Annotated in this window: 20 protein-coding genes and 1 tRNA gene; 19 read left to right on the forward strand and 2 right to left on the reverse strand. The window is 37.7% G+C overall.

The window, feature by feature from the left end:
- Positions 1-407: 407 nt before the first annotated feature.
- Entirely contained in the window at positions 408-617 is a 210-nt protein-coding gene (locus KH286_RS00005; protein ID WP_004693239.1) for a TOBE domain-containing protein, read from the reverse strand.
- Between the two features lie 88 nt (positions 618-705).
- Positions 706-779 (reverse strand) — tRNA-Gly (locus KH286_RS00010).
- A 138-nt stretch (positions 780-917) separates the two neighbouring features.
- Here KH286_RS00010 and KH286_RS00015 point away from each other — a divergent pair.
- The 19 genes from KH286_RS00015 to ppk1 all read left to right on the forward strand — a co-directional run bounded on the left by KH286_RS00015 (position 918) and on the right by ppk1 (position 23,742).
- The gene (locus tag KH286_RS00015; protein ID WP_278617490.1) at positions 918-2,249 is read left to right on the forward strand and encodes a PepSY-associated TM helix domain-containing protein; all 1,332 of its coding nucleotides are present in this window, start codon (positions 918-920) and stop codon (positions 2,247-2,249) included.
- Between the two features lie 97 nt (positions 2,250-2,346).
- A complete protein-coding gene (nhaA, locus tag KH286_RS00020; protein ID WP_004693243.1) occupies positions 2,347-3,504 on the forward strand; it encodes a Na+/H+ antiporter NhaA in 1,158 nt (385 codons plus the stop codon).
- Positions 3,505-3,539: 35 nt separating this feature from the next.
- Entirely contained in the window at positions 3,540-4,712 is a 1,173-nt protein-coding gene (nhaA, locus tag KH286_RS00025) for a Na+/H+ antiporter NhaA (protein ID WP_024060197.1), read from the forward strand.
- Between the two features lie 262 nt (positions 4,713-4,974).
- Positions 4,975-5,583, forward strand: a complete 609-nt coding sequence (locus KH286_RS00030; RefSeq protein WP_024060198.1) for a peptidoglycan-binding protein — start codon at positions 4,975-4,977, stop codon at positions 5,581-5,583.
- A 226-nt stretch (positions 5,584-5,809) separates the two neighbouring features.
- Positions 5,810-6,628, forward strand: a complete 819-nt coding sequence (gene purR, locus KH286_RS00035) for a pur operon repressor (protein ID WP_004697116.1) — start codon at positions 5,810-5,812, stop codon at positions 6,626-6,628.
- Between the two features lie 131 nt (positions 6,629-6,759).
- On the forward strand, positions 6,760-8,133 hold the full coding sequence (gene glmU, locus KH286_RS00040) for a bifunctional UDP-N-acetylglucosamine diphosphorylase/glucosamine-1-phosphate N-acetyltransferase GlmU (protein ID WP_077708284.1): 1,374 nt from the start codon (positions 6,760-6,762) through the stop codon (positions 8,131-8,133).
- Positions 8,134-8,260: 127 nt separating this feature from the next.
- Positions 8,261-9,214 (forward strand): ribose-phosphate diphosphokinase, encoded by a 954-nt coding sequence (locus KH286_RS00045; RefSeq protein ID WP_008713587.1) that lies wholly within the window; start codon positions 8,261-8,263, stop codon positions 9,212-9,214.
- A gap of 10 nt (positions 9,215-9,224) precedes the next feature.
- A complete protein-coding gene (gene pth, locus KH286_RS00050) occupies positions 9,225-9,803 on the forward strand; it encodes an aminoacyl-tRNA hydrolase (protein ID WP_008600525.1) in 579 nt (192 codons plus the stop codon).
- Positions 9,804-9,860: 57 nt separating this feature from the next.
- Positions 9,861-11,342 (forward strand): aminotransferase class I/II-fold pyridoxal phosphate-dependent enzyme, encoded by a 1,482-nt coding sequence (locus tag KH286_RS00055; protein WP_278617491.1) that lies wholly within the window; start codon positions 9,861-9,863, stop codon positions 11,340-11,342.
- 2 nt (positions 11,343-11,344) lie between these two features.
- Positions 11,345-12,031: a dTMP kinase gene (locus KH286_RS00060; protein ID WP_278617492.1), complete on the forward strand. Its 687-nt coding sequence runs from the start codon at positions 11,345-11,347 to the stop codon at positions 12,029-12,031.
- 75 nt (positions 12,032-12,106) lie between these two features.
- Positions 12,107-13,147: a hypothetical protein gene (locus tag KH286_RS00065; protein WP_060919003.1), complete on the forward strand. Its 1,041-nt coding sequence runs from the start codon at positions 12,107-12,109 to the stop codon at positions 13,145-13,147.
- A complete protein-coding gene (locus tag KH286_RS00070) occupies positions 13,148-13,993 on the forward strand; it encodes a PSP1 domain-containing protein (protein ID WP_008713595.1) in 846 nt (281 codons plus the stop codon).
- Positions 13,986-14,711, forward strand: a complete 726-nt coding sequence (locus KH286_RS00075; RefSeq protein ID WP_008713596.1) for a tRNA1(Val) (adenine(37)-N6)-methyltransferase — start codon at positions 13,986-13,988, stop codon at positions 14,709-14,711. The genes KH286_RS00070 and KH286_RS00075 overlap by 8 nt, the downstream gene beginning before the upstream one ends.
- The gene (rsmI, locus tag KH286_RS00080) at positions 14,701-15,549 is read left to right on the forward strand and encodes a 16S rRNA (cytidine(1402)-2'-O)-methyltransferase (RefSeq protein WP_008713597.1); all 849 of its coding nucleotides are present in this window, start codon (positions 14,701-14,703) and stop codon (positions 15,547-15,549) included. The genes KH286_RS00075 and rsmI overlap by 11 nt, the downstream gene beginning before the upstream one ends.
- Before the next feature lie 34 nt (positions 15,550-15,583).
- Positions 15,584-17,530, forward strand: coding sequence for a methionine--tRNA ligase (metG, locus tag KH286_RS00085; protein WP_008713598.1), 1,947 nt, complete (start codon positions 15,584-15,586; stop codon positions 17,528-17,530).
- On the forward strand, positions 17,530-18,300 hold the full coding sequence (locus tag KH286_RS00090) for a TatD family hydrolase (RefSeq protein ID WP_008713599.1): 771 nt from the start codon (positions 17,530-17,532) through the stop codon (positions 18,298-18,300). The genes metG and KH286_RS00090 overlap by 1 nt, the downstream gene beginning before the upstream one ends.
- A 222-nt stretch (positions 18,301-18,522) precedes the next feature.
- The gene (gene ppx, locus KH286_RS00095; RefSeq protein WP_278617493.1) at positions 18,523-20,070 is read left to right on the forward strand and encodes an exopolyphosphatase; all 1,548 of its coding nucleotides are present in this window, start codon (positions 18,523-18,525) and stop codon (positions 20,068-20,070) included.
- A complete protein-coding gene (locus tag KH286_RS00100) occupies positions 20,070-21,635 on the forward strand; it encodes a Ppx/GppA phosphatase family protein (protein ID WP_004697172.1) in 1,566 nt (521 codons plus the stop codon). The genes ppx and KH286_RS00100 overlap by 1 nt, the downstream gene beginning before the upstream one ends.
- Entirely contained in the window at positions 21,625-23,742 is a 2,118-nt protein-coding gene (gene ppk1, locus KH286_RS00105; RefSeq protein WP_004697370.1) for a polyphosphate kinase 1, read from the forward strand. Before KH286_RS00100 ends, ppk1 begins: the two co-directional genes overlap by 11 nt.
- Positions 23,743-24,135 lie beyond the last annotated feature (393 nt).

A 24,135-nucleotide genomic window follows, 5' to 3' on the forward strand; every position in this document is an offset into this window, starting at 1 on the left:
GAGGTCTTAGAGCTAAGCGACGCAGCCGAACCATATGAGTGCTTCCGAACGTAAGATTTACCGAGCTGCGAAGCAGAGAAGGGAAATCCACAGTGAGGATTGATAGGAAGCCGCGGCTAATGGTAGTATCTAACTAATCCATACGGTAACGAGGCACAACGTGCCAATGTTACCGAACCGTAAAGCAGTTGAGCTACTTTAAATATATGTAAATAAACTTTATCTAATCGATACCGCGGTGCGCAGCACCAATGGTATCGAACCGTAAACTAGTTGAGCAACTCCATATTTATGTAAATAACAAGCCCCATGATCACAAAATCATAGAGCCTATATATTAATAACAACTTATTAGGAATTTAATATATATACAAAAAAAGAGCTGCCTAAGCAGCTCTAATTCTTTATTATTCTACACCAACCATTACGCTAGTGGATTTGATAACAGCGACAACTTCTTTGCCAACTGCTAAGCCTAATTCTTTAACGGATTGAATAGTAATGTCAGCAGTAACAATATTATTATTACCTACGTTGATTTTTACGATTGCATTTACAGCGCCTTCTTGGATCTCAACGATAGTACCTTTTAATTGATTTCTTGCACTTAATTTCATGGATATCTCCTTAAAAAACAATACAAAAAGTATATATATTATAATATTTTGCATATAATTTGTGATATACATTACATCACAAATTATATGGAGCGGGCGAAGGGAATCGAACCCTCCTCTCAAGCTTGGGAAGCTCGCATTCTACCGATGAACTACGCCCGCACGATGTAAATATTGTATCATATATTTACATATACATTCAAGTAATCATAGATATATCTATGATTATACCTATAGTAGTAAATGTATTGAATTACTTTCAATCTAGATGTATAAAATAATAGAAAAGGAGGAATTCGTATGTCAAAAGTATATAAAGTTCATAAATGGTTATCTATCATTTCCTTAATTTTCTTCTTAATGTTTTGTATTACAGGATTAGTACTCATGTTTCGAACTGAGTTAAATGCATGGGCTCAAGGTGGAACAACACATCATTCATCAGCTATAATGTCGATGAATGAACATGAAGAATCTATATTTAAGTATGCTGATCAGGGGGCACTACTTGTTAAACAGAAATATCCATCAAAAGATATTTTGAATATATCCCCTGCTATGGGGGCTACACATATTTTACGGTATCGTATTATTGAATCTACGGCTACGGTAGCACCTCCAGCTCGCATGGGAATGGGTGGGGATTATGTTTTATATAATCCTATATCTAAAGAACTGATTACTTCACATAATGAGCCTCCTGTACATCCTTGGATTCGTAGTATGTTACATACTCTTCATCAATTACATACACGATTAGATTTAGGTAAAATTGGCATATATATTGTAACATTCTTATCATTTTTATGTAGTCTCACTATTATTTCAGGGATTTTTTTATATGGTCCATTTCGTAAAAGTTATTCTAAAGCCTCTGTTTTATCTAAGAAAATGAAAATAGGTGCATTACATCGTGAATACTCAATAGTTGCAACGGTCTGGGGATTTATATTATGTATAACAGGTGTATGGATTGGGGGCTTTTTTATTGCAAATGATAACTATAATGCCGATGTACTTCATAATGCTAAACAGGAACTTTCGATTGGACAATCTGAAATATTGCAACCATCAGAAGCAATTTCTCGTATAATGAAAGTATATCCAGATCGACAAGTTATTTCTATGGATTATCCATCTAAGTTTAACAATTACCATTATGCATTTTATTTAGGTGCAGAAAATGATGATGATCCAGCTATGTTTCTTGGACAGCCTGTATATGCTAACTTGTATGTCGATTCTAGTAATGATAGATTTTCTACTAAAGCAGTTCCATGGTATTTTACAGGTATGACGACTATGATTAACCTACATATTCATAATCATAATACGATGGCTCTGAAGATATTGTGGGCTATATGGGATATTGTTCTCATTATTGGTATCGTGACTGGACTTATGATGACTATTATTAGAAAGTATAAAAAATCAGATGTAATTCTATCTAAAGTATCGGTAGAGGAAAAGCATATTTGGCGTACACCATTATTTTGTAGTATATCTGTTCTTATAGGATTGCTTCTACCACTTTGGCAAAATCCTGTTATGAATACGATTGCTGCTATTTGTTTAACTGTATCACTTATTGTATTTTTTATCTCTTTACTTAAAGAAAGTAAACAATATTGATTATTTTCGAACTGAAATGATATAATAATAAATATAGTTGTTTTTATATACATAAAAATACGTATTATTATTTATGACTCAGAAAGTGGTAGTTATTATGAATTTTATAAAAGCATTTTTCCAGTCAGAGTCTGCTGGTGGGATATCCTTGCTGTCCGCTGCTATTTTAGGCGTTCTTGTGGCGAACTCACCGATTGCAGCACAGTATTTTGCAGTCATGCAAATACACCTTGGTCCAATGACTATACTGGAGTGGGTAAATGATGCCTTAATGGCTCTTTTTTTCCTTTATGTTGGTATAGAGATCAAGAAGGAAATGATTTCTGGGGAGCTTGATACGAAGGCGAAACGTGTGCTTCCCGTATTAGCCGCATTTGCAGGTGTTATTACGCCAGCTATTGTGTATTATTTTGCGGCTGGATATATGCCAGAATATAGACATGGTTGGGGGATTCCTACCGCTACAGATATCGCTTTTGCTATAGGCGTTATTACAATGCTTGGTAATAAGGTATCTACAGCGATGAAAGCCTTTCTAGCTGCATTAGCTATTATTGACGACTTGATTGCCATAGTCGTTATTGCTCTCTTTTATGGGGCAGGCGTTAATTTTATGGATTTAATAGCTGCTGCGGCTGTAACTGGTTTACTGATTTATACTAATAAGCAAGGCTATTTAAGACCACTTCCGTATTGTGTTCTAGGATTAGTTCTTTGGTATTTAGTTTTAAAATCTGGTGTGCATGCTACCATTGCTGGTGTTGTACTGGCTATGACAATTCCTTTTAAAGGTAAAGTTATAGATAAGGTAGTATATCCTATGGAAGAATGGGCCCATGCTTTACGCAATTGGGTAAACTTCTTAATTATACCATTATTTAGTTTTTTAAATGCTGGTGTATCCTTTGCTGATTTTTCCATAGATAATTTATTCCATCCTGTAATCATAGGTGTTTCATTCGGTTTAATCTTAGGAAAACAATTAGGTATATTCTCTGCCGTCTACATTTTGGTTCAATCTAAGGCAATTAAGATGCCTACAAAAACGACGTGGCCTGAAATTTATGGGACAGCTATTTTGTGTGGTATTGGCTTTACTATGAGCCTTTTTGTTGCTACACTGGCTTTCCCACCAGGTATAACACAAGAAATGGCTAAGGTAGGTATCTTTATAGGATCAATCACGGCAGGCTTGCTAGGTGCGATTGTCCTAATTTTAGCTTATCAAATACGCAAGATGCGTGGTAAAATTTAATAAAATAATCTTTTGTAAGTATAGAAAGGATTCAAATGGAACGCATTTTTGTTTTCTTACGTTCTCCAGGTGCAGCTACATCTGTACTCCTAGGAGCAACAGTACTCGCTTTAATTTTAGCGAACTCTCCATCATCTGAACAATACTTTCAAATCGTTAATCACCATATAGGTAATCTAACAATTTTAGAATGGGTTAATGATGCATTGATGGCAATCTTCTTCCTTTTTGTAGGTCTCGAAGTTAAGCGTGAATTAGTATCAGGTGAGCTTAATACTAATGCTAAGCGTGTGATGCCAGGCATTGCCGCATTATTTGGTGTTCTAACGCCCGCTTTTATCTACTACTTAATTGCAGGTTTTCATTCTGAATATATACATGGTTGGGCAATACCAACTGCTACGGATATTGCATTTTCCATCGGTATTATATCTGCATTAGGCTCTAGAGTACCGAATTCAATGAAAGTATTTCTAACAGCTCTTGCCGTTATAGATGATTTGATTGCTATCATCGTAATTGCAATCTTCTATGCGTCAAGTATTCACATGATGTATTTAGGTGCAGCTGTCGTAGTTGTAGCTGCTTTAATCTATTGTAATAAGCAAGGATATGTACGACCTTTACCATATATCATTCTAGGGTTTATCCTTTGGTATTGTGTATTAAAATCTGGTTTACATGCAACTATGGCTGGTGTAATCTTAGCTATGACAATTCCTTCAAAAGGCAAACGAGGCCGTAAGTATGTTCGCCCAATGCAACATTGGGAACATTTATTGTCCAATTGGGTTAGTTTTTTAATTGTACCAATATTTGCATTCTTTAATGCTGGTGTAGATTTACGTAATGTATCTGTTAATGACTTAACGCATCCTGTAGTGCTTGGTGTTGCATTAGGCCTTATTATAGGGAAACAAATAGGTATTTTTGGTGCAGTATTTGCGATGGTGAAATGTGGCCTTGTACCAATGCCGACAGAAGCTAATTGGAAGCATGTATATGGTACTGCGATTGTATGTGGTATAGGCTTTACAATGAGTATCTTCGTATCTATCTTGGCATTTGAACCCGGTCACGCTCAAGAAATGGCAAAAGGTGGCGTTATACTTGGCTCATTAATCTCTGCATTATTCGGCTACATCTTCTTAAGACTTGTTGGTGCAAACCGAAAAGAATGTCATATTGGTGTATACCATAACTGCTAAAATTGAATAAAACTATTAAATCTCCATTATAGACTGAAGAGTATTTCCGACTTTAGAAGTAATCTAAGCGAATATTCTTGCAGGATATAATGGAGATTTTCATTGGTATCTTATAATTTTATGATATATATGTAATACACCCTTAAAACTATACTATAACTATAATTTAATATATATGAATTATTGATATTAATAGAACTTTTATGGTTTATAGATTATTTAAAACTGTATAGTATACTACTTAATGTAAGGTGAGGTGTATATGATAAAAAAAATAATTATTGCATGTACGCTTGTTTGTATGATTGTAATGGTATCCTCTGTATCATTAGCAAAAACTATTGATCGGGGGCAACGAGGGCATCACGTTAGTAAGGTGCAAACCATGTTAAAGCATCAAGGTTTTTTACATGATTCTATAGATGGCATTTACGGTCATAATACAGAACAAGCTGTTCGAAAATTTCAAAAATCTAAAGGGCTCGCTGTAGATGGTCGTGTTGGTCCTGCTACGATGAATGCTTTAGAAAAGATGGAGACTCGTTATGGTGGACATGGCACAGAACGCGATCATAATGGAGTGCCTAATAAATACTCTAAAGTTTTAACGATGGAGGCTAGTGGCTATTCATCTCAAGATCCTGGCAACGGAAAATATACAGCTACAGGCAGTCGTCTACGGAAGGGACTTGTATCTGTAGACCCTAAATTAATTCCTTTGGGAACGCGATTATATATTGAAGGTTATGGCTATGCTGTAGCTGACGATGTAGGTGGTGCTATTAAAGGGCATCGCATTGATTTAGCCTTTGATTCTCGTGCAGAAGCATTGCAGTTTGGACGTCAATCTGTAAAGGTTTATATTTTATAATGATAACTCTCTAGTTTTATATGATTATATGATAGATGTATAGACTACAATCATATTCTTGTATAACATGCTAGAGAGTTTTTCTTTTACCGAATTATAATGTATTCAAAACCTCGAATATTCGGAAAATATGGTATAATAAATAATAGATATATGATGATGACTCATGATGTTAAATTAATAAGCATACTTAATAGTTATATGATGAATGGTAAAGGATAATCCTATGGATAAAGTACGGCGCGTAGAACGAATGGTGGCAATGACAAAACTGTTAGTTGATTCACCGCAAAAATTGATTCCTTTAAATTACTTTTGCGACTTTTTTGGCATGGCTAAATCAACGGTTAGTGAAGATTTAACATGTGTAAGGCAGTCTATGGAACACTTTCAACTGGGGACCTTAGAAACGGTGGCCGGTGTAGCTGGTGGGGTACGATTTATTCCGCATCGCAAGGGAATACAAGCGAACGATATTCTACGCGATGTGCAAGCTCGTTTAATGGAGCCAGATCGCATCATTCCAGGTGGTTTTATTTATATGTCTGATATCTTATATGATTGGCATGTAATGACACGTCTGGGTGAGATTATTATGACTCGTTTCGTGGACCGTGAACCAGACTATATTTTGACTGTAGAAACAAAGGGGATTCCTTTGGCTGTAATGGTAGCGAGAGCTTTCAATAAACCACTTGTTATTGCTAGACGTGATAGTAAGGTAACAGAAGGTTCTGCTATTAGTATCAATTATGTAACAGGTTCCTCTGGGCGCATTCAAACTATGACTCTAACTAAACGGGCAATTCCTCCAAATGCGAAAGTGTTAATTATCGATGACTTTATGAAAGCTGGCGGTACCGCTAAGGGGCTTAAAGAATTAGTTCTTGAAATGAGTGGCGTCGTTGTTGGCACAGGTGTTCTTGTAGCTACAGCTGAACCAAGTCCGAAGTTGATCGATGATTATGAATCACTATTTACTTTTTATGGTATCGATGAAAATACAAAGAAAATTAGTATAGAGCCTGTGTTAGATGCAGAGTAAATCATTAATATTAGGAAGATTATAGGCTGATATAATGGTTTATATTGAGTATTGACCTATGGGCTAAATAATGACGTAAATAATATTTAAAATGGTTTAGAGATATAAGAGATAACAGATAGGAGATTACTATGAATATTGCAAGCCTTATTTTAGCTGCTGGTAAGGGCACGCGTATGAAGTCTAAATTGCCAAAAGTGTTACACAAGGTCGGCGGTAAGGCGATGGTAGAACGCGTTCTTGAAACGGTTCAATCCATTGGTACCAATCGCGATGTTGTTATCGTTGGTTTTGGTGGCGATGCAGTACAAAATTACTTGGGAGAGCGTGCTGAATTTGTTCGTCAAGAAGAACAAAATGGTACAGGTCATGCAGTTAAGATGGCTCAACCAGTACTTGGTGATTATGATGGTACAATCTTATTGTTATGCGGTGATACTCCCCTGGTTACAAAAGAAAGTTTAGAAGCACTTTTAGAAGAACATAAAAATTCCGGTGCAGCAGCTACAATCTTAACTGCTCATATGCCGAATCCAACTGGTTATGGACGTATCATTCGTAATGAAGCGGGTTCTGTAGTTCGTATCGTAGAACAGAAAGATGGTAAACCTGAAGAATTAGCGGTTCAAGAAGTAAATACAGGTATGTACGCTTTTGATAGTAAAAAATTATGGCCTTGCTTAGATCAATTATCTGATGATAATGCCCAAGGTGAATTGTATATTACTGATGTAGTTGGTATTCTCGTAAATGGTGGCGACAAGGTAAGTGCATACATGACTAAGGATTTTGAAGAATCTTTAGGTGTAAACTCACGTTTGCAATTAGCAGAGGCTGAAGCTATATTAAAACATCGTAAAAATGTTGAGTTAATGACTGCTGGCGTAACAATTATTGATCCTGAAAATACCTATGTGGCTCCTGAGGTAACAGTAGGTGCAGATACAATTTTGCATCCTGGTACAATTCTTGAAGGTGATACCGTGATTGGTGAGCGTTGTGAAATTGGACCACACACTCGTTTGACGAATGTAAAAGTCGGCAATGATACGATTATCCACTTTACTTATGGTCATGACTGTGAAGTAAAAGACGGTGTAGATGTAGGTCCATATGTCCATTTGCGTCCAAATACAGTTTTAGGTAATAAGGTTCATGTAGGTAACTTTGTAGAAGTTAAAAACTCTAATGTTGGGGAAGGTACTAAGTTCCCACATCTCTCCTATATCGGTGATAGTGATGTTGGGGCCGGTGTTAATATTGGCTGTGGCACTATTACCGTGAATTATGATGGGAAAGTTAAGCATCGTACGACTATTGGTGATGGTGCATTTGTTGGTTGTAATAGTAACTTAGTTGCCCCTGTAACAGTAGGTAATTATAGCTATGTAGGTGCGGGCTCTACTATTACTAAAAATGTACCAGATAAGGCCTTGGCTGTAGGGCGCAGTAAGCAAATTGTGAAAGAAAATTGGGTAACAGAGGATACTTTCAAAAAGAAATAAAAAAAATCTCATATTTTTTAACACAATTAGGTCAAAATAGTATACAATAAAAAGGCAATAGTGTGTATCTGTAATGTATAGATTATGGATAAGTAACCAGTATAGGAGCAAATGAAAGGGTAACAAAATGGCATTTGAAGACGGCAAAAAACTCAAGATTTTCACAGGTAATGCAAATCCTGCATTGGCAAAGGAAATTTGTGATTATTTAGGGTTGCCTTTAGGTGAAGCATTTGTAGGTCGTTTTAACAATGGCGAAGTACAAATAATGATTGATGAAAGCGTACGTGGCAAAGATGTATTTATCATTCAACCAACTAGCTATCCTGTAAATGATAATTTAATGGAACTCATGGTTATGGCTGACGCGTTAAAACGAGCTTCTGCACGTCATATCACTGCAGTAGTTCCTTACTATGGCTATGCTCGCCAAGACCGTAAGACTCGTGGTCGTGAGCCGATTACAGCTAAATTAGTAGCTAATTTGATGCAAACGGCAGGTATTACACGTCTTGTAACAATTGATTTGCATGCAGGACAAATTCAAGGTTTCTTTGATGTGCCTGTAGATCATTTGTTTGGCGCATCTATTTTGGCTAAATATATTAATGAAAAAAATATGGAAGATATTATCGTTGTATCTCCTGACCTTGGCGGTGTTACAAGAGCTCGTGATTTGGCTGACCGCATTGGTGCACCGATTGCAATCATTGAGAAAAAACGCCCTGAACCAGGTGTGGCTAAAGTTATGAATCTCATCGGTGATGTGGCAGGTAAAAACTGTATTATTATCGATGATATCGTAGATACAGCTGGATCCTTGGTTGAAGGTGCTAAAGCATTGGAAGAATTCGGTGCTAAATCCGTTACCGCCGCTGTTACACATGCAGTGTTGACAGATCCGGCAAGTGAACGAATTGCAAATTCCAATATTAAGGAACTTATCGTTACTAATACTATTCCATTGCCGGAAAATTGCAACTTACCAAATATTACGCAATTATCCGTAGCTCCATTGTTGGGTGAAGCAATTATGCGTATCTTCCATGAAGTGTCTGTAAGTAATTTATTTGATAAATAATAGGTGATTTTTGAAATTAGTAGTAGGCCTCGGTAACCCCGGCAAGCAATACGAAAAGACAAAACATAATATTGGATTTATGGTTATTGATGCCATTGCCGATAGTGTCCCTCACACGCCTTGGAGAGAGGAGCAACGTGCTGAGGTATGTAGTATTACCGTAGATGGTGAAAAAGTATTGCTTGTAAAGCCGCAAACATTTATGAATCTAAGTGGTGAGTCTGTAGGACCGTTAATGCGGTACTACAAAATTGATCCATCTGATGTGTATTGTATCTATGATGACATGGATTTACCTATAGGTAAGTTGCGTATTCGACCAAACGGTAGTTCGGGTGGACATAATGGGATTAAATCCTTAATTTCCCATATAGGAACAGAAAATTTTCCTCGATTCCGCGTGGGAATTGGACGTCCGTTACCACAATGGACTGTCATTGATCACGTTTTAGCACCATTTAGTGAAGAGTCGCAAGAGAAGGTACAAAAAGGTATTAAGGATACGGTAAAAGCCGTATTAGGCACCCTAGAGGTAGGCATTGATAAAGGCATGAATCAATTCAATCCTAAACGTCGTCCACAGCGATAAATACATGCATAAGGGCATGAGTCTCATTGAGATTCATGCCCTTTTTACGAGGTACATATGAGTAATCAAGAAAAAATGCCTTTTGTAGAGGCTTTAGAATCATATAAAGAACAACATTTCGTGCCCTTTCATACGCCAGGTCATAAGATAGGCGTTGAAGCACCTCAACTTTTAAAGAACTGGATGGGAGCAGCATTACCCTATGACTTAGGTGTTATGTATGCTTTAGATGATTTACATGAACCTGAACGGGAATTAAAAGAAGCGCAAGACTTAACAGCCGAATTATATGGAGCTGATGGTTGTTGGTTTTCTATTAATGGTACTACAGCTTTGATCGAAGCCATGATTATGGGGACTGTAGGGCCTGATGAAATCATTATCATTCCTCGAGAAGCACATCGTTCTGTTATTAGTGGGCTTGTTCTCTCAGGAGCCAAACCAGTATATATGGGCTGTGATTTTGATGAACGCTGGGGGATTCCACTAGGTGTATCATTAGAAAATGCTATCAAATCAATGGATGCACATCCAGAGGCAAAGGCGATTCTTTTAGTTTATCCAAACTATTATGGCGTGGGCATAGATATTGTTAATATCATACAAGAGGCTCATAAGCGGGGCCTTATTGTACTTGTTGATGAAGCTCATGGGCCTCATTTGCCGTTCTCTGAAAGTTTACCTATAGAAGCTATAGAGGCTGGAGCAGATTTGGTGGCTCAAAGTACACATAAATCTGTTGGCTCTTTGACACAAACATCTTGGTTATTAGGGCAAGGTAAAAAAATTGATAAGCGGCGTATTACGCAAATGCATCAAATGCTACAAAGCACGAGTCCAAATTATATTTTCCTTGCTTCCTTAGATATGGCGCGCCATCAATTAGCCACAGCAGGTAATGATTTAGTAAGTCGTGCAGTAGAGTTGAGTATGTACTTACGTGAGGAACTCAATAAAATTTCTGGTATTGCTACTATGGAATACACAGATATTCAAGAGCGGGTAATAAATTATGATTGTACTAAGGTGCTGATTGATGCTAAAGAATTAGGGCTCACAGGCGTTGCTTTTGAACGGATGTTACGAGAACATCATATTGAGGTGGAGTTAGTACAAGCTCATCATGTGCTAGTGCTCATTACCATAGGTGATACAAACGAGTCTGTAACTGCTCTTATTAAGGCTGTACAAGCTGTAAGTGAAAAGGTGTTACGTGCATTTAAAGAATTTAATAAAACAGAGGAAGAGCAATTGCAAGACATTAGTAAAGATTCTGCGCTGCTGCCAGCGCCTATTGTGCGCATAACCCCTCGCAATGCTATGTATGCAAATCGTGAGCAAGTACCTTTAAAAGAAGCACTTCATCGCATTGCAGGGGAGACAATTGCTTATTATCCACCAGGTATTCCCTGTGTAGCAGTAGGTGAAGAGATTAGTGCCTCTGTGTTACAATATATAGAGAATCGCAAGGCTTTAGGTTTTGTACCGAATGGTGCTGATGATATGACATTGGAAACAATTTGGGTATTACAGGAGTAATTATGGGGACTTTGATTATATTAGAAGGTGGAGATGGCAGCGGTAAGGCTACACAAACTAAACTCTTAGTAGAACGCTTGACCAAAGAAGGGCATGCCGTTAAGTCTGTGAGCTTTCCAAACTATGATAGCGGCGCCGCTATGCCTATTAAAATGTATTTAGCCGGTGAATTTGGTAAGGATGTACATGATGTAAATCCTTATGTGGCAAGCTCTATGTATGCCATCGATCGATTTGCTTCCTTCAAAACTGACTGGGAACAGTTTTACAAAAATGGGGGGATCATCATTGCAGATCGTTATACAACGTCTAACATGGTGCACCAAATGGTAAAATACGATGATCCGAAGGAACGCACTGCATTTTTAGATTGGCTTGAAGATTTTGAGTTCCAAAAATTTGGCTTGCCTAAACCTGATGCGGTATGCCTTTTGGATATGCCCCTTGAAGTGAGCGAAGCCCTTATGGCGGAGCGCACTGGTAAAACAGGAGGCAATACTGGTGATATTCACGAAGGAAATCATGCATATTTAGTAGCCGTTCACGGTGCGTATGAAGAATTAGTAAAGCGTTATCAATGGCACCGCATACCTTGTGCTTATAAAGCTAAGTCTAGTCAGTATACGTTGCGTACTATTGAAGAAATTCATAATGATGTATATAGTGTAGTAGAAAATCTACTACCTTAGAAAAAGGCGACTCTTTTAAAAGTCGCCTTTTTCCTATATAATATTAATATTGAGCATGTATTGATAGGAGGCACTATGACATATTTTGATTCTATAATTGGTCAAGATTCGATTAAGGCACACCTATCTGAACTTGTAAGTCGTAATGCATTACCTCATAGTCTCTTGTTTTATGGCGAATCTGGTCTTGGCAAGCTAGATATGGCCATAGGCCTAGCGTCTTTATTACTAGGGCGTCAAGTATTCTCTCAACCTAAGGGGGAATCTTATTTAGCAGAGGTTAAGGAAGCCCGTTTAGCAAATGGGGATACGGAAAAACGTATCGAAGCCGAAGGATTACCTATCTATATGGATAAGGGTGATGCCTTTTGGATTCGCCCTATGAAAACAACCTTAAAGGTAGAGCAGTGGTATTCATTATTACAAGATCATCTGTCTGTGGCGGGCAATGGGAACCGCGTTGTCATTGTGGAGGACTTTCACACAGCCAATGCAGTTATGGCAAATGCTATGCTAAAAACCATTGAAGAACCACCCGAACAGGTGTACTTCATCATTATTACGAACAAGATTAACACCGTATTGCCTACCATCATTTCTAGATGTATGGGAGTTGGTTTTAACAGTGTTGATGTAGATACGATTCGCACCGCTCTTATAGCGCGTGGAATTACCGGTGATATAGAACAGGCTTTATTAGCTGGTCATGGTAATCCACAATTGGTGGAAAAACTGGCGACACAAGGTCGCATTGAAATGCTAGAGTTAGCCGTTAAGGTGATGGACATATTAGCTTTTGAAACGCGATGGTTTTCTATGATTTCCTTAGCTTGTGAAAGCTTATCTCGTGAAAGCCTAACGGAATTGATGCACTGGCTACGCCTTGTAAGTAGAGATATGATGGCTCTTAAAATGGGGGCTCAAGACACGCAATTACAAGTACCTATATACAAAACTCAATTATTACGATTATTACCGCGCTGGTCTATGCAAGCATTGGCTAAGGTTATTACCGAAACATTGCAAGCAGAACGGGCTTTGTGCTTACATATAAAAACCGCTCTCGTGGTGGACGGTCTTAGTATCGCCCTTCATGATGCTCGGGAGGAGGATTAAATGCTAACCATAGTTGGCGTACGCTTTAAAAAGGCGGGAAAGATTTATTATTTTCAGCCTGAACAATTAGAACTATCCGTTGGGGATGGAGTTATCGTTGAAACAGCACGTGGTGTAGAATATGGCACAGTTGTGATTGGACCTAAAGAGGTCTATGAAGATTCTGTTGTTGCCCCTGTTAAGCCTGTTATTAGACAGGCGACGTCTAAGGATTTGAAACAAATCGAGAAGAATAAAGAGCGCGAAGAAAAAGCCTTTGAAATTTGTCTCGAAAAAATTGAAAAACGCAAGTTACCGATGAAACTTATTAATGTGGAATACACATTTGATATGAATAAGATTATATTCTTCTTTACTGCAGATGGCCGTATTGACTTCCGTGAGCTCGTTAAAGATTTGGCAACTATATTTAGAACGCGCATCGAGTTACGCCAAGTAGGTGTCCGTGATGAGGCTAAAGTACTAAATGGTATCGGTGCTTGTGGTCGACCTTTGTGTTGTTCAAATTTCTTAGGTGACTTTACGCCTGTATCGATTCGCATGGCAAAGGATCAAAATTTAAGCTTAAATCCTACGAAGATTTCCGGTGTATGCGGTCGATTGATGTGTTGTCTTAACTACGAAGATGATTTATATAAAAAAGGTGGCGACCTATATGTGAAGAAGGAACGCACTCAATCTCCTCAAGATATAGCACCTCCTGGCATTGGTAAGGAGGTTGTTACCGATGAAGGTATTGGTAAAGTTTTAAAGGTAAATCATCATAAACATACTGTAAAGGTACAGCTCGAAGCGGGCCGTACTATCGATTTGAAATGGTCCGAGGTGGCATTGCCTGATGAATGATCAAGAACGACTTGATGATTTAATTATCGATGGCTTACAGATTTATCAGCGTTCTGATATGTTTCGCTTTTCCTTTGACGCCATAGCACTCATTCATTTTTGTCGTTTTAATGGTCGTCATACCTATGTTGATCTTGGAACGGGGTCAGGGGTTATGCCGCTTATAGGTACGTCATTAGGGGCAGGTCATATTACAGGTATAGAAATTAATGAAACTCTCGTTGAGTTGGCTAAGCGTAGCGTAGAACATAATCGTAAACAAGATGTGGTAAATATGTTATGTGGTGATTATCGGCATATGACATATCGAGATATACAAGATAAGCCTTTTGATGGTGTTATTGTTAATCCCCCTTTTTATGATTGTGAAAGCGGTGCAAAGCCTACATCTGAAGAGCGTACTTTAGCACTTCATGATGGACATACAACTTTATGTGATGTTCTGAAAGCGGTACAGTCTTTTATTAAATGTAAAGGTCGCTTGTGGATGATTTATAGTGCTAGTCGGTTGCAATATGTATTACATGAACTAGAAAGGTTTAACTTTCAAGCAAAACGAATTCGGTTTGTTCATGGTATGCTAGATAAACCAGCAAAATTAGTTTTGATAGAGTCTATTTTTCAAGGTCAGGCAGGTCTTGTACTTGAGCCACCACTCATCGTTTACAAAAAAACGAATGTGTACACGAAGGAGGTGTCCTCTTGGTATGAACGATAATGAATGGGGCGCATTATACTTGGTGCCTACACCGATTGGTAATTTAGAAGATATGACGTATCGATCTGTTCGTATTTTGGGTGAGGTAGATGCTATCGCGGCTGAGGATACACGTCATACGGGCATATTGTTAAAACATTTTGATATTAAAAAGCCTTTGATTTCTTATCATGAACATAATAAGGAGGAAAAAGGTGCTTATATTTTGGAGCTTTTGTTAGAAGGACAGTCGATTGCTTGCGTTAGTGATGCGGGTATGCCTGCTATTTCTGATCCAGGGGCAGACCTTGTAACAAAGGCCATTGAAGAAGGCATAGCTGTAGTTCCATTACCAGGAGCCAATGCGGCGTTAACAGCACTTATTGCATCAGGTTTAGATACTAAATCCTTTACCTTTGCAGGGTTCTTGCCTAAACGGGGAAAACATCGTATTGAAGAATTAAAAAGACTTTCACAAGTGACGGGAACCTTGCTGTTTTACGAAGCCCCGCATCGATTACAAGAGGTTTTACAAGATATGTATGAAGTCTTTGGTAATCGCTCTATAACGGTGGCAAGGGAATTGACGAAGAAGTTTGAAACCTTTGTACGCACCGATCTAGAAAGCCTTATAAAGGATTTAGAACAGCTCACCTATAAAGGTGAATTCGTCCTCATCGTAAGCGGTGCTGATACAGTGGAGTCCGATACTTGTGAAGTGTTGGATGAACCAGTATCTTATGAAGATGCTGTGCAAGCCCTTGTAGATACTGGGGTACCTAAAAAAGAAGCTATTCGCCAGGTGGCAAAGCGTTTTAACGTTTCCCGCCGGGATGTATATAATATTGTAGAACGTTAAACCTTCCCATTCGAAGGTTAGAAGGAGGCTCATCATGGGAGACACAAAGAAAACGTATTATATTACGACACCTATTTATTATCCAAGTGCTAAGTTGCACATTGGTCATACGTATTGTACATCTGTAGCCGATACAATTGCACGCTTTAAACGATTAGCAGGATATGATGTACGTTTTTTGACTGGTTCAGATGAACATGGCCAAAAAATCCAACGTGCTGCAGAAGCACAAGGCATTACTCCTCTTGAATATACTACAAATATTGTAAATGGTTTTAAAGCATTGTGGGAAAAAATGCATATTTCCAATGACGATTTTATTCGGACTACCGATGAACGTCATGAAAAGGTTGTTCAAGCGTTATTTACAAAAGCTTATGAGAAGGGCGATATTTACAAAGCCGAATATGAAGGCTGGTATTGTACACCGGACGAAACTTTTTGGACAGAGCAGAAGCTAGGACCTAATCATACTTGTCCGGATTGCGGTCGCCCTGTAGAGCGTGTTAAAGAGGAAAGTTATTTCTTCAAACTCGGTAAATATACGGATCAATGGCTTAAGTTTATTGAAGAGAATCCTGACTTTATTCAGCCTGAATCTCGTCGTAATGAGATGATTCAATTTGTAAAGCAAGGTCTAGAAGACTTGGCGGTGTCTCGTACATCCTTTGATTGGGGAATCAAGGTCCCATTTGATCCTAAACATGTAGTATATGTTTGGTTCGATGCATTAGTGAACTATATTAGTGCACTCTCTCCATTTGATGGTGATGGTGAACTATATAAAAAATACTGGCCTGCAGATCTCCATTTAGTGGGGAAGGAAATCGTACGTTTCCATACAATTATTTGGCCTATGATGCTCATGAGCCTTGAGTTGCCATTACCAAAAAAGGTATTTGGACACGGTTGGATGATTGTAGATGGTACAAAGATGAGTAAATCCTTGGGGAACGTAATCGATCCAATCCCATTGATTGATACATATGGTGCAGATTCTTTGCGTTATTACTTATTAAGCGAGATTACGTTAGGTAATGACGGCAACTTTACGTTACCTAACTTCGTTACAAAAATTAATGCAGATTTATCTAATGATTTAGGTAATTTATTAAACCGTACTATTGCGATGATTGAAAAATACCATGGTGGTGTGATTACAAAATGCGATGATATGGACGATTTGGACCGTGATGTATCTACATTAGCCGTTCAAACTGCAAAAGATTTTGAAGCGGCGATGGAAAATATGGAGCTTAATAAAGCTATCAAAACTGTATGGTCCTTTATTGGTCGCATGAATAAATACATTGATGAAACAATGCCTTGGGTATTGGCTAAATCTGAAGATGCTCATGATAAAGCGCGCTTGCAATCTGCTATGTATCACTTGGCAGAGGCATTGCGTATCATTGCCATCTTAGTAAGCCCTGTAATTCCTGTAGGAGCTCCAAAAATCTGGGAACAATTAGGGCTTACAGGTTTTGAAGCGGCTACGTTGGAAGATGCTAAAACTTGGGGATTATTGGCAACAGGTACTAAAGTTGTAAAAGGTGAGCCTATCTATCCACGTTTTGAAGTTCCTGAAATGGTAGATGTAGTTGTTACAGAAGAAGTTGAAGAAGCTGTAGATACATCTAATATTCCACCATTAAAAGAAAATATTACCTATGATGACTTTGAGAAACTCGATCTTCGTGTAGCTAAAGTTATAAGCTGTGAAAAGGTGCCTAAGTCCAAGAAGTTGTTGAAATTTGTATTGGATATCGGTATTGAAGAACGCACCGTATTAAGTGGTATTTCCCAATATTATGAACCGGAGACTATGGTTGGTAAAAAGGTAATCTATTTGTCTAACTTGGCTCCTAAAAAGATGATGGGCATTGAGTCTTATGGTATGATTTTGTCCGCCTCTGATTGGGAAGAACATTTAGAGGTAACAAATATCGAATCATTACCGGCAGGAAGTGTGGTTAAATAATGAAACTTTTTGATACACATGCTCATGTAAATGATGGGCGCTTTGATAATGATCGTAATGAGATGTTACAAGCCTGCTTTGATACAGGTGTAGAATATATTATGATTCCTGGTGTTGACAGAGGTACCGTTGAGTCTGGTTTAGCTTTGGCTAAACAGTACGATCAATTATATGCTGCTGTAGGGACTCATCCCCATGAATCAAAGGACTTTACAGAAGAAGACTACGAGTTTTATAAGGAACAAGCTCTTAACAATGATAAGGTACGTGCTATTGGTGAAATTGGACTAGATTATTACTATGATTTTTCTGACCGTGAAACACAAAAACGCGTATTTATTCGTCAGTTAGAGCTTGCTCGTGAAGTAGATCTCCCGATTATTATCCATGACCGCGATGCACATGGTGATATTATGAATATCTTGCGCAATGAAGGGAAGGATAACTGGGGCATTTTCCATTGCTATTCTGGTAGCTGGGAGATGGCAAAAGAAGCCATTAAAATGGGCTTTTATATTTCCTTTGCAGGTCCTGTAGTATTTCCTAAGTCTACAAATCTTAAGGACGTGGCAAGACAAGTGCCATTAGAACGAATCCTCATTGAAACCGATTCACCGTATTTGACACCACCACCATTTAGAGGCCGTCGAAATGATCCAAGTAAAACTCAGTTTGTGGCAGAAGAAATTGCAAGCCTTAAAGGGCTCGATGTAGATGAGTTTTGTGAAATTGCTTTTAATAATGGTAAACGAGTATTTGGCATCGAGTAAATGTAGAAACTAGTTCATAAGATTATTAGCGAATAAAATATTTGTTGGATTCTAATCACTAAGATTTTCTATGCTAAAGTATTAGAATACACGATAAAAGTAAATTAGAATTATAAATTATAAATTATAAAACGCGGTTCTCCCTTATCGGTGAGAATCGCGTTTTTCTATGGTATACTAAAGTATATTCAGACTGAACAGAAGTAAGATGAGGATAGCAACATGAAACGTATTGCATTTATAGATTTAGGATCGAACTCAGTTCGTTTTGTCATATATGAAATTTCTAAGACTGGTAGTTATCGACTGATATATCAAGAAAAAGAAAGTGTGCGTCTCAGTGAGAATATGTGGGGAACTCACGAATTGACCGAAGAAGCCATGGAACGTTCCTTGCGTGCTCTAAAAGGTTTTGTACACATGGCTGATGCAATGGAGGCAAATACGATTAAAGCTGTTGCTACCGCAGCAGTACGTTTGGCTAAAAATGGGGATGCTTTTATTAAATCCGTAAAAGAACGAACGGGTTTGGATTTAGAATGTATTGCTGGTGAAGAAGAGGCTCGCCTGGGGTTTCTTGGCGTTATCAATACCATTGGACTTAAGGATTTTATTATTTTTGATTTAGGTGGTGCCAGTACCGAGATAACCCTTGTACGAAATCGTCATATTACAAAATCGGTGAGCTTGCCGATAGGGGCCCTTACCTTAACAGGCACCTATCAGAAGGGGGATGAATATACTCCTAAAGAACTTGATAAACTGACGAAAGTTGTAAAGAAAACGATTAAGGAACATGCATGGCTTCGCAATGTGAAATTACCGCTCCTTGGTATCGGTGGCACTGCTCGTAATATTGCTAAAATGGATCAACGCAAGTTATCTTATCCCATTACAAAGCTACATAATTATGAAATTCCATATCATAGATTCCATGAAATTTTGGAAGAAGTAAAAGGTAAAACTCTAGAGGAACGCAAAAAGATTAGTGGTTTATCATCGGAGCGCGCTGATATCATTATTGCAGGTCTCACTATCGTAGAAGAATTATTTAACTACGTAAATACTAAAACACTCGTTGTTGGTGGGTGTGGTTTGCGAGAAGGTTTATTTTACGACTATTATGGAGCGCACTACTTAGGTGGTAACTCTATTATTGATGATATTTTAGTACATTCTGCAGAGAATGTATTATTAGGTATGACTAAACATGAGTTAGTTCATGCTAAATATATTACAGATTTAGCAATTAAACTGTATGATGAATTAGAACCACTTCATAGAGCTGATAAAAATACAAGACGCTGTTTGACTGCTGCTAGTTTATTACATGATATTGGTAAACGGATTAATTATTATAGTCATGCCCGACATGGCTGCTATATGCTTGTCAATAGTAATTTATATGGGCTTTCCCATGTTGAACAAGCTTTTAGCGCGTTTCTTGTTATGAACTCTCATGGTTTGACGCCAAAAGAGTATAAAAACTTCTTATACGGTAAATTGTTAGATCAAGAACAGCGTTTGTTGGGACAAAAAATATCTATTATTCTAGCCTTGGCTGAAGCTCTTGATGAAAGTCATGAACAATTCATTCTCCATTTATCCGTGAATCTAAAATATACTAGTGTACAATTAGTAGTAACCTATTTGAACGGTCGCGATATAAGTGTGACAAAAGCGGCTGTAGAGAAATTAGGAAAATCTTTTAAAAAAGAATTCAAGAAAACATTAGAAATAGAGTGGAAGGAAGCTCGTAAGGAGGCATAATGGCATTACCAAAAGCGTTACGATATGCAGTGCTACATGTAGGCTCCAGTAGCATGAGTATTACTATTTTAGAATACAAGGGTATCGATGATGTACGCGTTATAGATTATGCAGCTAGGGAGGTAACCTTTGGGGAAGAATTATTCCAAACCTCTCGTTTAAGTTTTGAAACGATTGAGGAAATTTGTCATATCTTAAAGGGATATAAACAATTAATGGCTGATTACGGTGTGAGTCGCTCTAGATTATATGGTACTACTGTAATACGTGAAGCCGCTAATCGTCGTAGTATTCTGGACCAAATTTATATTCAAACAGGTATGCGTGTTGAGGTTATCGACATGCCTAAAGAGGTGTATTACAAATATGCCTTACTATACTACAAGATGACTAATCAGTACCGCTTGACGGATCCTACAAAGGCAACATTATTCCTTGATATTACTTCTGGTGGTGTAGGCTTGACTGTTTGGCGTGGTGAAAGCTTATTATTCCAGCGCAATATGCATAGCGGGTCATTACGTGTTATGGAATCTTTTAATCGCAACCAACGTTCCTCTACATCGTTTCCAATGGCTATTACTGAGTATTTACATCGCATGATAGGCCCATTGCGGGAGGAGCTTAAAACTTTTAATATTAATAGTGTCATTTTATCTGGCGATGAAGCTCAATATATGGCGCGTCTCATGGGAGATGGCAGTAATAAGGACGATATTATTACCATTGAACCAGAACGTTTTAAGGGCTTCATCAAATCCTTTGATGGTGTAACAGCCACTAAGTTGATCAATCGATATAAACTACCTGAATATAAGGCGAATATTTTGATGCCTACTATGATTTTATTTAATGAAATTATAACGGCTATAGAGCCTAAATCGTTGATTTTTAGTAGCTTCTCCTTTTCACAAGGAATAAGCTGGTTCTATGGAGTTGAAGCTGAAAATAATCCCTTTATGTACCAATTGCGTGAGCAAAATGCTCAGCTAGCTCGTGCTGTTGCCGCTAGATATCATACTGACAGCATTCATGATGCTGAGGTGGAACGTTTCAGTTCTTTGTTTTGTAAAACATTACGCCATAAAGGTTTACCGGAGCGGTGGGGTTACTTATGCCGCATTGCAGCTATATTGTGTTCTGTAGGTAAGTTTGTTAATTTACGAAACCATGGAGAGCATGCGTATCATATTGTGATGGGCACAGATATTTTCGGGCTTTCAGAAGAAGAAAAACAAGTAGTGGCAAATGTCGTATTTTATCACTATAAGGGAACTCCATCAGATGATGATACATATTTTAATTCTTTGACAGAATTACAAAAGATTCAAGTTACAAAGTTAGTAGCTATCATTCGTGTGGCCTGTGCTCTCGATGCAGGGAGTAACCAAAAAATCTCAGATGTTATATTGGAAGAGCGCGATAATGTATTGTATGTATTCTGTCGCACTAATGAGGATATTTCTTTAGAATGGTGGACGTTTAATCGAGATGCTGAATATTTTACAGAAGTATTTGGTATGGAACTTATGCTTGTAAGAGGAGGTGACCGCCATGTTCAGTAATGCTAAATATTATTTTAATCGTGAATTATCTTGGCTAAAATTTAATCAGCGTGTACTATTAGAGTCCATAGATACAAATACTCCGCTGTTGGAGCGGTTGCGTTTTATTGCTATTGCTAGTTCTAATTTAGATGAGTTTTTTATGATTCGAGTGGCTGGTTTACGTCATCAAGTTGTGAATGGCATTGTTAAATATGATGCGGCTCATATGGATGCAAAGGCACAATTAAAGGCGATAGATGAATCTGTACAACGCCTTGTTGCTATGCAAAGTATGTATTTAAATAATGTTTTGACTGAACTAGAAAGTTATGGTTTTTTCTTTACACATCCTGATGAGCTAGATGTAAAAACAAAAGCCTGGCTACGCCATTATTTTGAGGAACATATATACCCCGTAGTAACACCATTGGCTGTTGACTCGGGGCACCCATTTCCATTTTTAACAAATCATACCATTAATGCAATTGTACGTATCTTTCAAATACAAGAGGATGGGACTAAGGATTACAAGATTGCTATCTTGCCAATACCATCTGTATTAGATCGAATCATTGAAGTTCCAAGCCGTGGCAATAAGGAACATCGATTTGTTTATCTAGAAGATGTCATTACTTATTATGCAAATCAATTTTTCCAAGGTTATGGTATTGAAGATTATATGGTTTTCCGTATTACTCGTGATGCAGATCTTGAAATAGATGAGGAAGAAGCAACAGATTTGCTATCTGAAGTAGAGGCATCCTTGCGGCGTCGCCGTCGTGGTGATGCGGTACGTCTTGAAGTTTGTGGAGAGATAAAGGATCACTTATTAGATTTTGTCCTTACAAGTGTAGAATTAGAGCAAAAGGACGTATATCGCATTGATGGACATTTGGATTGCCGTATGTATTTTGATTTCTGTAATTATCCAGGTTATGATAAGCTCCGATATGAACCGTTTGATCCTAAGATTCCTAGTGAATTAGTTGATTATGAAGGTGATAGCTTATTTTCTATTATTGGGAAGCAAGATCTTTTTGTTCATCATCCCTTTGAATCTTTTTCAGTGGTTGAGCAATTTATTGCACAAGCAGCGATAGATCCTGATGTATTGGCTATTAAACAAACATTATATCGCGTTAGTGGGGATTCTCCGATTATTGCGTCCTTAATAAAAGCGGCAGATAATGGGAAACAAGTAACCGTCCTTATGGAGGTTAAGGCGCGGTTTGATGAAGAAAACAATATTCATATGGCTCGTCGACTCGAAAAAGCGGGATGTCATGTTATTTATGGTTTAAAAGGTCTTAAGACACACTCTAAAATTACTATGGTGGTACGCCGGGAAACGGATGGTATTAGGCGGTATGTCCATCTAGCAACGGGAAACTATAATGGTAAAACAGCTCGGATGTATACTGATTGTGGTATATTTACTTGTAATGATGAGTATGGTGATGATGCGTCACGTTTTTTTAACTTGATTTCTGGATATTCTGACCCACCGATTTGGAATAAGTTTATTGTAGCGCCTTTAAATTTACGTGAAAAAATTATGGAACTTATTGACCGTGAAATCGAGTTTGCTAAGAATGGGGAAGAAGCCTATATCATTGGTAAGATGAATTCTCTGCTCGATAAAAAGGTCATTGCTAAGTTGTATGAAGCTTCTTCTGCTGGAGTTCGTATCGATCTTATCGTGCGTGGTATTTGTACGCTTCGTCCTGGCATTGCCGGTGTTAGTGATAATATCACAGTACGCTCTATTGTGGGGCGTTTTCTTGAACATCATCGTTTGTTCTACTTCCGTAATGGAGGGAATGAAAGTCTGTACCTATCTAGTGCAGATTGGATGCCTCGAAATTTGAATGAACGTGTAGAGCTTATGATTCCGATTGAAGATAAACGCCATAAAGAACGGGTAAAAAGTATTTTAGATTTATATTTAGATGATACATTAAAAGCTCATTTTATGAGAGCAGATGGTTCGTATCATAAAATCAATGATCGAGAGAATCCTATATCTGCTCAAGAGGAGCTAATGAAAACTGCTATTGAGCATGAACACAGAGAGTCAATGACGGTCATTGAACGGTTACAACCGATGTTAAAAATGAATAGATGATGAAAAAACCTTAATATATTAGGTAATGAATTTTAATACAATTACATAACATATAAAAAGCCCATTATATGGGCTTTTTTACTTTCTTATACATTTAAAAATGAGGAGAAAGTGAAGTTTTGAGTGTTCTAGAAAATATTGGTAACAATTGAAAAACACATAAAAATACAAATTTAGTAATAAAAAATCTGTATATACTATATGTGGTATTAGTGTTGTATATATGTACACAATTCGGAATATATTGTATAGTATTTAAAAATATAGATATGTACGCATACAGTGGACTTTTATTAAAAAATACAAAATACAATCTATTACGAATTCAGTATTTATAAAGGGTTTCGTCTTATTGTTAACTTATGGTGTTTGACAGGTTGTATCTATCTGTAG

This window comes from Veillonella parvula, from assembly GCF_018378075.1.
In the GTDB taxonomy this organism is placed as follows: domain Bacteria; phylum Bacillota; class Negativicutes; order Veillonellales; family Veillonellaceae; genus Veillonella; species Veillonella parvula_K.

Excerpts from the sequence above, each read along its gene's own strand:
- glmU (WP_077708284.1), top strand. The coding sequence starts at position 6,760 with ATGAATATTGCAAGCCTTATTTTAGCTGCTGGTAAGGGCACGCGTATG.
- nhaA (WP_024060197.1), top strand. The coding sequence starts at position 3,540 with ATGGAACGCATTTTTGTTTTCTTACGTTCTCCAGGTGCAGCTACATCT.
- KH286_RS00055 (WP_278617491.1), top strand. The coding sequence starts at position 9,861 with ATGAGTAATCAAGAAAAAATGCCTTTTGTAGAGGCTTTAGAATCATAT.
- KH286_RS00045 (WP_008713587.1), top strand. The coding sequence starts at position 8,261 with ATGGCATTTGAAGACGGCAAAAAACTCAAGATTTTCACAGGTAATGCA.
- KH286_RS00075 (WP_008713596.1), top strand. The coding sequence starts at position 13,986 with ATGAATGATCAAGAACGACTTGATGATTTAATTATCGATGGCTTACAG.
- KH286_RS00100 (WP_004697172.1), top strand. The coding sequence starts at position 20,070 with ATGGCATTACCAAAAGCGTTACGATATGCAGTGCTACATGTAGGCTCC.
- ppk1 (WP_004697370.1), top strand. The coding sequence starts at position 21,625 with ATGTTCAGTAATGCTAAATATTATTTTAATCGTGAATTATCTTGGCTA.
- KH286_RS00030 (WP_024060198.1), top strand. The coding sequence starts at position 4,975 with ATGATAAAAAAAATAATTATTGCATGTACGCTTGTTTGTATGATTGTA.
- KH286_RS00015 (WP_278617490.1), top strand. The coding sequence starts at position 918 with ATGTCAAAAGTATATAAAGTTCATAAATGGTTATCTATCATTTCCTTA.
- KH286_RS00060 (WP_278617492.1), top strand. The coding sequence starts at position 11,345 with ATGGGGACTTTGATTATATTAGAAGGTGGAGATGGCAGCGGTAAGGCT.
- KH286_RS00065 (WP_060919003.1), top strand. The coding sequence starts at position 12,107 with ATGACATATTTTGATTCTATAATTGGTCAAGATTCGATTAAGGCACAC.
- ppx (WP_278617493.1), top strand. The coding sequence starts at position 18,523 with ATGAAACGTATTGCATTTATAGATTTAGGATCGAACTCAGTTCGTTTT.
- KH286_RS00070 (WP_008713595.1), top strand. The coding sequence starts at position 13,148 with ATGCTAACCATAGTTGGCGTACGCTTTAAAAAGGCGGGAAAGATTTAT.
- rsmI (WP_008713597.1), top strand. The coding sequence starts at position 14,701 with ATGAACGATAATGAATGGGGCGCATTATACTTGGTGCCTACACCGATT.
- KH286_RS00005 (WP_004693239.1), bottom strand. The coding sequence starts at position 617 with ATGAAATTAAGTGCAAGAAATCAATTAAAAGGTACTATCGTTGAGATC.
- nhaA (WP_004693243.1), top strand. The coding sequence starts at position 2,347 with ATGAATTTTATAAAAGCATTTTTCCAGTCAGAGTCTGCTGGTGGGATA.
- purR (WP_004697116.1), top strand. The coding sequence starts at position 5,810 with ATGGATAAAGTACGGCGCGTAGAACGAATGGTGGCAATGACAAAACTG.
- KH286_RS00090 (WP_008713599.1), top strand. The coding sequence starts at position 17,530 with ATGAAACTTTTTGATACACATGCTCATGTAAATGATGGGCGCTTTGAT.
- metG (WP_008713598.1), top strand. The coding sequence starts at position 15,584 with ATGGGAGACACAAAGAAAACGTATTATATTACGACACCTATTTATTAT.